Annotated in this window: 2 protein-coding genes, 2 rRNA genes and 1 pseudogene; 2 read left to right on the forward strand and 3 right to left on the reverse strand. The window is 42.0% G+C overall.

Annotated elements, in window-relative coordinates; genetic code table 11:
- Positions 1-248: 248 nt before the first annotated feature.
- Together BZK24_RS05715 and BZK24_RS05720 are read left to right on the forward strand one after the other, a co-directional pair.
- Positions 249-1,097, forward strand: a complete 849-nt coding sequence (locus BZK24_RS05715; protein ID WP_001155608.1) for a biotin synthase — start codon at positions 249-251, stop codon at positions 1,095-1,097.
- A complete protein-coding gene (locus BZK24_RS05720; RefSeq protein WP_001206570.1) occupies positions 1,097-1,975 on the forward strand; it encodes a YihY/virulence factor BrkB family protein in 879 nt (292 codons plus the stop codon). Before BZK24_RS05715 ends, BZK24_RS05720 begins: the two co-directional genes overlap by 1 nt.
- 187 nt (positions 1,976-2,162) lie before the next feature.
- Here the strand turns inward: BZK24_RS05720 and rrf are convergent.
- From rrf to BZK24_RS05735, 3 genes and pseudogenes are all read right to left on the reverse strand, one after another.
- Positions 2,163-2,280: ribosomal RNA gene (gene rrf, locus BZK24_RS05725) — 5S ribosomal RNA — on the reverse strand.
- 236 nt (positions 2,281-2,516) lie between these two features.
- Positions 2,517-5,402 (reverse strand): 23S ribosomal RNA (locus BZK24_RS05730).
- 729 nt (positions 5,403-6,131) lie between these two features.
- Positions 6,132-6,393, reverse strand: a pseudogene (locus tag BZK24_RS05735) (UDP-3-O-(3-hydroxymyristoyl)glucosamine N-acyltransferase); the annotation flags it as partial.

The following is a 6,393-nucleotide window of genomic DNA, read 5'->3' on the forward strand; positions in this document are numbered from 1 at the left end:
GGGGGGGGGGGGGGGGAAACTTTGATTGAATGAATCTTGCATAAAATCCCTTAATGAAAAAGTGAATAAATTATAGCGTAAAGTTTTGAGATTGACTTTAGAGGCGCTAGCGGACAATTGAATTAAAATCAAATAAAGTTTTAGTTTTAATATTTAATGGAATAAAGCCTTTAAAATCAAAAGCGCTTCTTTTTCTTTGCTATAATCAACCTAAAAAAAACCAACTTTTTTAAAACAAAGGAATGATTATGCAAGAGATTTTTTTATGTTCTATTTCCAATGTGCGCAGTGGGGATTGCAAGGAAGATTGCGCTTATTGCACGCAAAGCTCACACCACCAAGGAGCGATCAAGCGCTATAAATTCAAAGATGAAAAAGTGGTTTTACAAGAGGCTAGAGCCTTAAGGGAGTTAGGGGCTTTAGGGTTTTGTCTGGTTACTTCAGGGCGTGAATTAGACGATGAAAAATGCGAATACATCGCTAAATTAGCTAAAGCCATCAACAAAGAAGAATTGGGCTTGCATCTAATCGCATGCTGCGGGCGTGCGGATTTGGAGCAATTAGAGTTTTTAAGAGATGCGGGCATTCATAGTTATAACCATAATTTAGAGACTTCGCAAAATTTCTTCCCTAAGATTTGTTCCACGCACACATGGGAAGAAAGGTTTATCACATGCGAAAACGCATTAAGGGCGGGATTAGGCTTGTGCAGTGGGGGGATTTTTGGGCTTAATGAGAGCTGGGAAGATCGGATTGAAATGCTTAGGGCGTTAGCTTCGCTCTCTCCGCACACCACGCCCATTAATTTTTTCATTAAAAACCCAGTATTGCCCATTGATACAGAAACTTTAAGTGCAGATGAAGCCCTAGAATGCGTGCTTTTGGCTAAAGAGTTTTTGCCTAACGCTAGGCTTATGGTGGCTGGGGGGCGTGAAGTGGTGTTTAAAGATAACGATAAAAAGGAAGCCAAGCTTTTTGAATACGGCATCAATGCGGTGGTGTTGGGGGATTATTTGACCACCAAAGGCAAAGCCCCTAAAAAAGATATAGAAAAACTGCTCTCTTATGGTTTGACAATGGCGACAAGCTGTCATTAATGAGAGAATTTTTCAAAAGCGTTAGAGGGTTTTTGCGCCTTCTTAGAATGATTTTCCCCGAGCGTCTGAAAAACGCCTTTTTGGGCTTGAGCGAATTGTTTTACTACGCTTCTAGCTTGAGTTTTTATACGATTTTGTCTTTATCGCCTATTTTGTTGTTTGTGTTTAGTCTTTTTGTGTCTCATTACATGCAAGCGCACAGCGGTGAAATGGAAGCCTTGATTTTCCCTAACGCTCCTAAACTTATTGGCGCGATTAAGGATTTTTTAGAAAATTTTAAAAAAACAGACATGACTTTAGGCACGCTTGAAGAAGTGTCTATTGTGGTGGCGTTGGTGCTTTTTTGTGAAAACTACCGCTCCATCGCGTCAAAAATTTTTGATGCAAAGCCCAGAGATTATGCGCATTTTAAGGGTAAAGAAATCTTTTTATTTTGGGGGTTTGGCACGACTTTAGTGTTTTTATTCGCTCTGCCTTTGGTGGTGTTTTTTGATATTAAGATCCAAGTGTTTTTTGAAGATAAAGATTCAAGCTTGTTGCATGTTTTAAGATGGATAGGCACTTACGCGTTTTTTTTGATCCTTTTTACCATTCCCACGAATAAGGTGTTTAAACATTATTTTTGGGTGTTTTTATGGGTGTTTTTTACGAGCGTTTCTTGGCATGTGCTAAAATGGGCTTTCACTTATTATGTGTTATACAACCGCACTTACCATGAGCTGTATGGGAGCGTTTCTATTTTGTGGTTTTTGATGAGTTGGGTGTATGTGAGCTGGTTTGTGATTTTAATTGGCATGTATGGGTGTAAAATGTGCGACATGTTCGATCCTAAAGAAGTGTTTAAGAAATTTTTAGGTTTTTTTAAAAAAGAAACTTGATGAAAAAAGTTTTCTTTTAGATCGGTTCTAAAATTCTAAAACACAAAAACCATTTAACCCCCCCAAATCAACCCAAACTAAAAAAGTTAAAAACAAAAGAAATAAAAAAGCAACAGAAAAATAAAGCACTAAAATATAATCAATAATGAAATTAAGTAAAAAGCAAGACTAAAAAAACATTTCCCTATCCCTGCACCGACCTACATTCCCACTCTTGAAAAGAGCAGTATTATCAGCGATGAAGAGCTTGACTTCCAGGTTCGGAATGGTTAACTGGGTAGTTCCTCTTCTCTAAAGGCACAAGGAAAAGGGAGCTAAAGATAAAAACGCATTTACCCTTAACTCCCCTTTCTCTTTATAGGGAGCTGTTTTTAACAAAGAAGATCGTTAATAGCCTTTAGCTTTAAATCATTGAGATGGTATCTCATTCCTCATTAAAGTTTAATCCTATAAAAGTCTTTATAAAACTCCAACTCTCTTACACTCAGTAAGGCAGTGGTAACTCATTCGCGCTCTATTGCCGTTATCTTATCAAAAAGCAAAAAACAAGCCAAACGCTCTATTAGTAGTAGTCAGCTAAACGCATTACTGCGCTCACACATCTACCCTATCAAGCACATAGTCTTTGTGCGAGCTTCAGGGAAAGTTCATCTTGGAGTTGGCTTCCTGCTTAGATGCTTTCAGCAGTTATCACATCCGTGTGTAGCTACCCAGCGATGCTCTTGGCAGAACAACTGGTGCACCAGTGACACGTCCATCCCGGTCCTCTCGTACTAGGGACAGCTCTCCTCAACTTTCCTACGCCCACGGCAGATAGGGACCGAACTGTCTCACGACGTTCTGAACCCAGCTCGCGTACCGCTTTAAATGGCGAACAGCCATACCCTTGGGACCTACTCCAGCCCCAGGATGCGATGAGCCGACATCGAGGTGCCAAACCTCCCCGTCGATGTGAGCTCTTGGGGGAGATCAGCCTGTTATCCCCGGGGTACCTTTTATCCTTTGAGCGATGGCCCTTCCACACAGAACCACCGGATCACTATGACCGACTTTCGTCTCTGCTTGACTTGTATGTCTTACAGTCAGGCTGGCTTGTGCCATTACACTCAACTTGCGATTTCCAACCGCAATGAGCCAACCTTTGCAAGCCTCCGTTACTTTTTAGGAGGCGACCGCCCCAGTCAAACTACCCACCAAGCATTGTCCTGCCTGTGGATAACACAGGCCAGTTAGCTAACAGAAACATCAAGGGTGGTATCTCAAGGATGGCTCCATAAGAGCCAAAGCCCTTACTTCAAAGCCTCCCACCTATCCTGCGCATGATATTCCCATTAGCAGTGCTAAGTTGTAGTAAAGGTCCACGGGGTCTTTCCGTCTTGCCGCGGGTAGGAGGAATTTTCACCTCCACTACAATTTCACTGAATCTCTGGTTGAGACAGCTCCCATCTCGTTACGCCATTCATGCAGGTCGGTATTTAACCGACAAGGAATTTCGCTACCTTAGGACCGTTATAGTTACGGCCGCCGTTTACTCGGGCTTCAATTCAACGCTTCATCTTGCGACTGACGCATCCTCTTAACCTTCGAGCACCGGGCAGGCGTCACACCTTATACTTCCTCTTACGAGTTGGCAAAGTGCTGTGTTTTTGGTAAACAGTCGGGAGGGACTCTTTGCTGAGACCACATCGCTGTGGCACACCTTATCGCGAACTTACGGTGCTAGTTTGCAGAGTTCCTTAACCAGAGTTCTTTCACGCGCCTTAGAATACTCATCTCATCTACCTGTGTCGGTTTGCGGTACGGACGACTATGGATATGCTTAGAGGCTTTTCTTGGCACGACGGTATCAGCGATTCTCCCTTTGTCCTGAAAGGACTCAAAGAGCCTGTTTGGGTTTCAAATACAGAGGTGGATTTGCCTTCCCTCCAATCTACGCCCTTAGACTAGCGCTTCCATCAGCTAGCTCGCTTAACCCTATGCGTCCCCCCATCACGCTCCATAAGTCGGTATTGGAATATTAACCAATTTGCCATCACCTACCCCTTTCGGACTCGGCTTAGGACCCGACTAACCCTACGATGACGACCATCGCGTAGGAAACCTTAGATTTACGGCGGATACAATTCTCATATATCTTATCGTTACTCATTCCTGCATGCTCACTTCATACCGCTCCAGCACTCCTTACCGGTATACCTTCAACGCTGGTATGAACGCTCTTCTACCACTGTGTCAAACACAATCTACAAATTCGGTGTCTATCTTAGCCCCGTTATATTTTCAGCGCATGACCACTAGACCAGTGAGCTGTTACGCTTTCTTTAAAGGATGGCTGCTTCTAAGCCAACCTCCTGGTTGTTTGAGTAGCCACACATCTTTTTCCACTCAGAATAGAACTTAGGGACCTTATTTGGTAGTCTGGGTTGTTCCCCTTTTGACGATTGATTTTATCACCCACCGCCTGACTCCCAAGATACGATAAAAGGTATTCGAAGTTTGATAGGGTTTGGTACCGCGGCGAGCAGCCCTAGCCCAATCAGGGCTCTACCCCCTTTTATTATCACTTGAGGCTATACCTAAATATATTTCGAAGAGAACCAGCTATCACTAAGTTTGTTTGGCCTTTCACCCCTATCCACAGCTCATCCCAACCCGTTTCAATGGGTACGAGTTCAGTCCTCCACGCGCTATTACACGCGTTTCAACTTGGCCATGGATAGATCACTTAGCTTCGGGTCTGCAGCATCTGACTTGTTCGCCCTATTAAGACTCGCTTTCGCTACGGCTTCGCATTCGCTTAACCTTGCCAGATACCACAACTCGCAGGATCATTATGCAAAAGGCAGTCCATCACCCTGATAAATCATAGGGCTCTGAATGATTGTAAGCAGATGGTTTCAGGTTCTATTTCACTCCGCTCACTGCGGTTCTTTTCACCTTTCCCTCACGGTACTTGTTCGCTATCGCTCAAAGAGTAGTATTTAGGGTTGGAGAGTGGTCTCCCCGGCTTCAACCTGGATTCCTCGTGTCCTGGCCTACTCTGGATACTGCTACCTAAGAACGCCTTGTCGCATACAAGGCTATCACTTTCTATGGCTTACCTTTCCAGGTAACTCTGCTAAAGCGTTCTCTTGGATGTTGCAGTCCTCAACCCCGAATGCAAGCACTCGGTTTGCCCTTTTCCCCGTTCGCTCGCCACTACTTAGGGAATCTCGTTGATTTCTTTTCCTCTAGTTACTGAGATGTTTCACTTCACTAGGTTCGCTCTCTGTTAGAGTAACTAATATCTCTATTAGTTGGGTTGCCCCATTCGGACATCTACGCATCAAAGCTCCTTGACAGCTCCGCATAGCTTATCGCAGTCTAGTACGTCCTTCATCGCCTCTCTTTGGCAAGGCATCCGCCATCTGCTCTTAAAAGCTTGTTTTAAATTTTAAAATATCCTTTAAAACCCGCCCTTTTATAATGAATAACGACAATTGCACGAATATTCTTCAGCGCTACCACTGCCTTAATGAATATAAGACAGAGTTATTGTAGTTTTACTTTACTTTTACATAGGCTATTAACAATGTTAAATCAAATAACTTCGTTTTTCTTTAAAAACTTGCTATAATCGCTCTTAAATGTTAAACCCTTAAAGAAGACTAAAAATGCTTGATCCCTAATCTTTTTTAATCAAGTTTTACCAACTAGTGAGCTTTTATTTAAAGCTTTTTAGCTTGTAGAACTTGCTTGAGTGGTTTCAAATTAAAGAACTTTTTAAAGCTTGTCTTTAAAAACGAAATGTAATTATAGACATCTAATGCTTAAAGTTTGCTTAAAGTTTTTGGAATGTGAAAGAAAATTTAGAGTTTGAAAGAAAATTTAGAGTTTGAAAGAAATTTTAGAGTTTGAAAGGAATGGATAAGCGTTATTGGAAATGATGGGGGAGTGATTGGAAAAGGGGGGTAGAGAATAAAGCTTTAAAGATTAACGCATCATTAAATTAAACGCATCATTAAATTAAATCAAACACATCATTAAAAAACAAAACGCATCATTAAATTAAATCAAACACATCACCATTTAAAATAAGATAAAAACGCATCATCATTAAAAAATAAATACGCATAATTAACCATTAATTAAATACCACTAGATACAATATTCTAAGTCATCTTTTTTTCAAAAAAGGGGTAGAAATGGCATTCAACCATTCATGGATTTCCATAGCAGGAATCGCTCCGGCAAAATTAGTGTTAGGGGGCAAGTCTTTACCCACCGCGCTTTTACCCCCAATTTGAGTGAACTCACCCACATGCAAATGCCCCCCAATGCCCACTTGACCGCCAAAAACCACATTACGGCCTGTGGTTGTAGAGCCGCTCAAGCCCACTTGAGAAACGACGATCCTGGGCTGGCCAAAAACGCAATTA

The sequence above is a fragment of the Helicobacter pylori genome, assembly GCF_001998165.1.
GTDB classification, from domain to species: domain Bacteria; phylum Campylobacterota; class Campylobacteria; order Campylobacterales; family Helicobacteraceae; genus Helicobacter; species Helicobacter pylori_DL.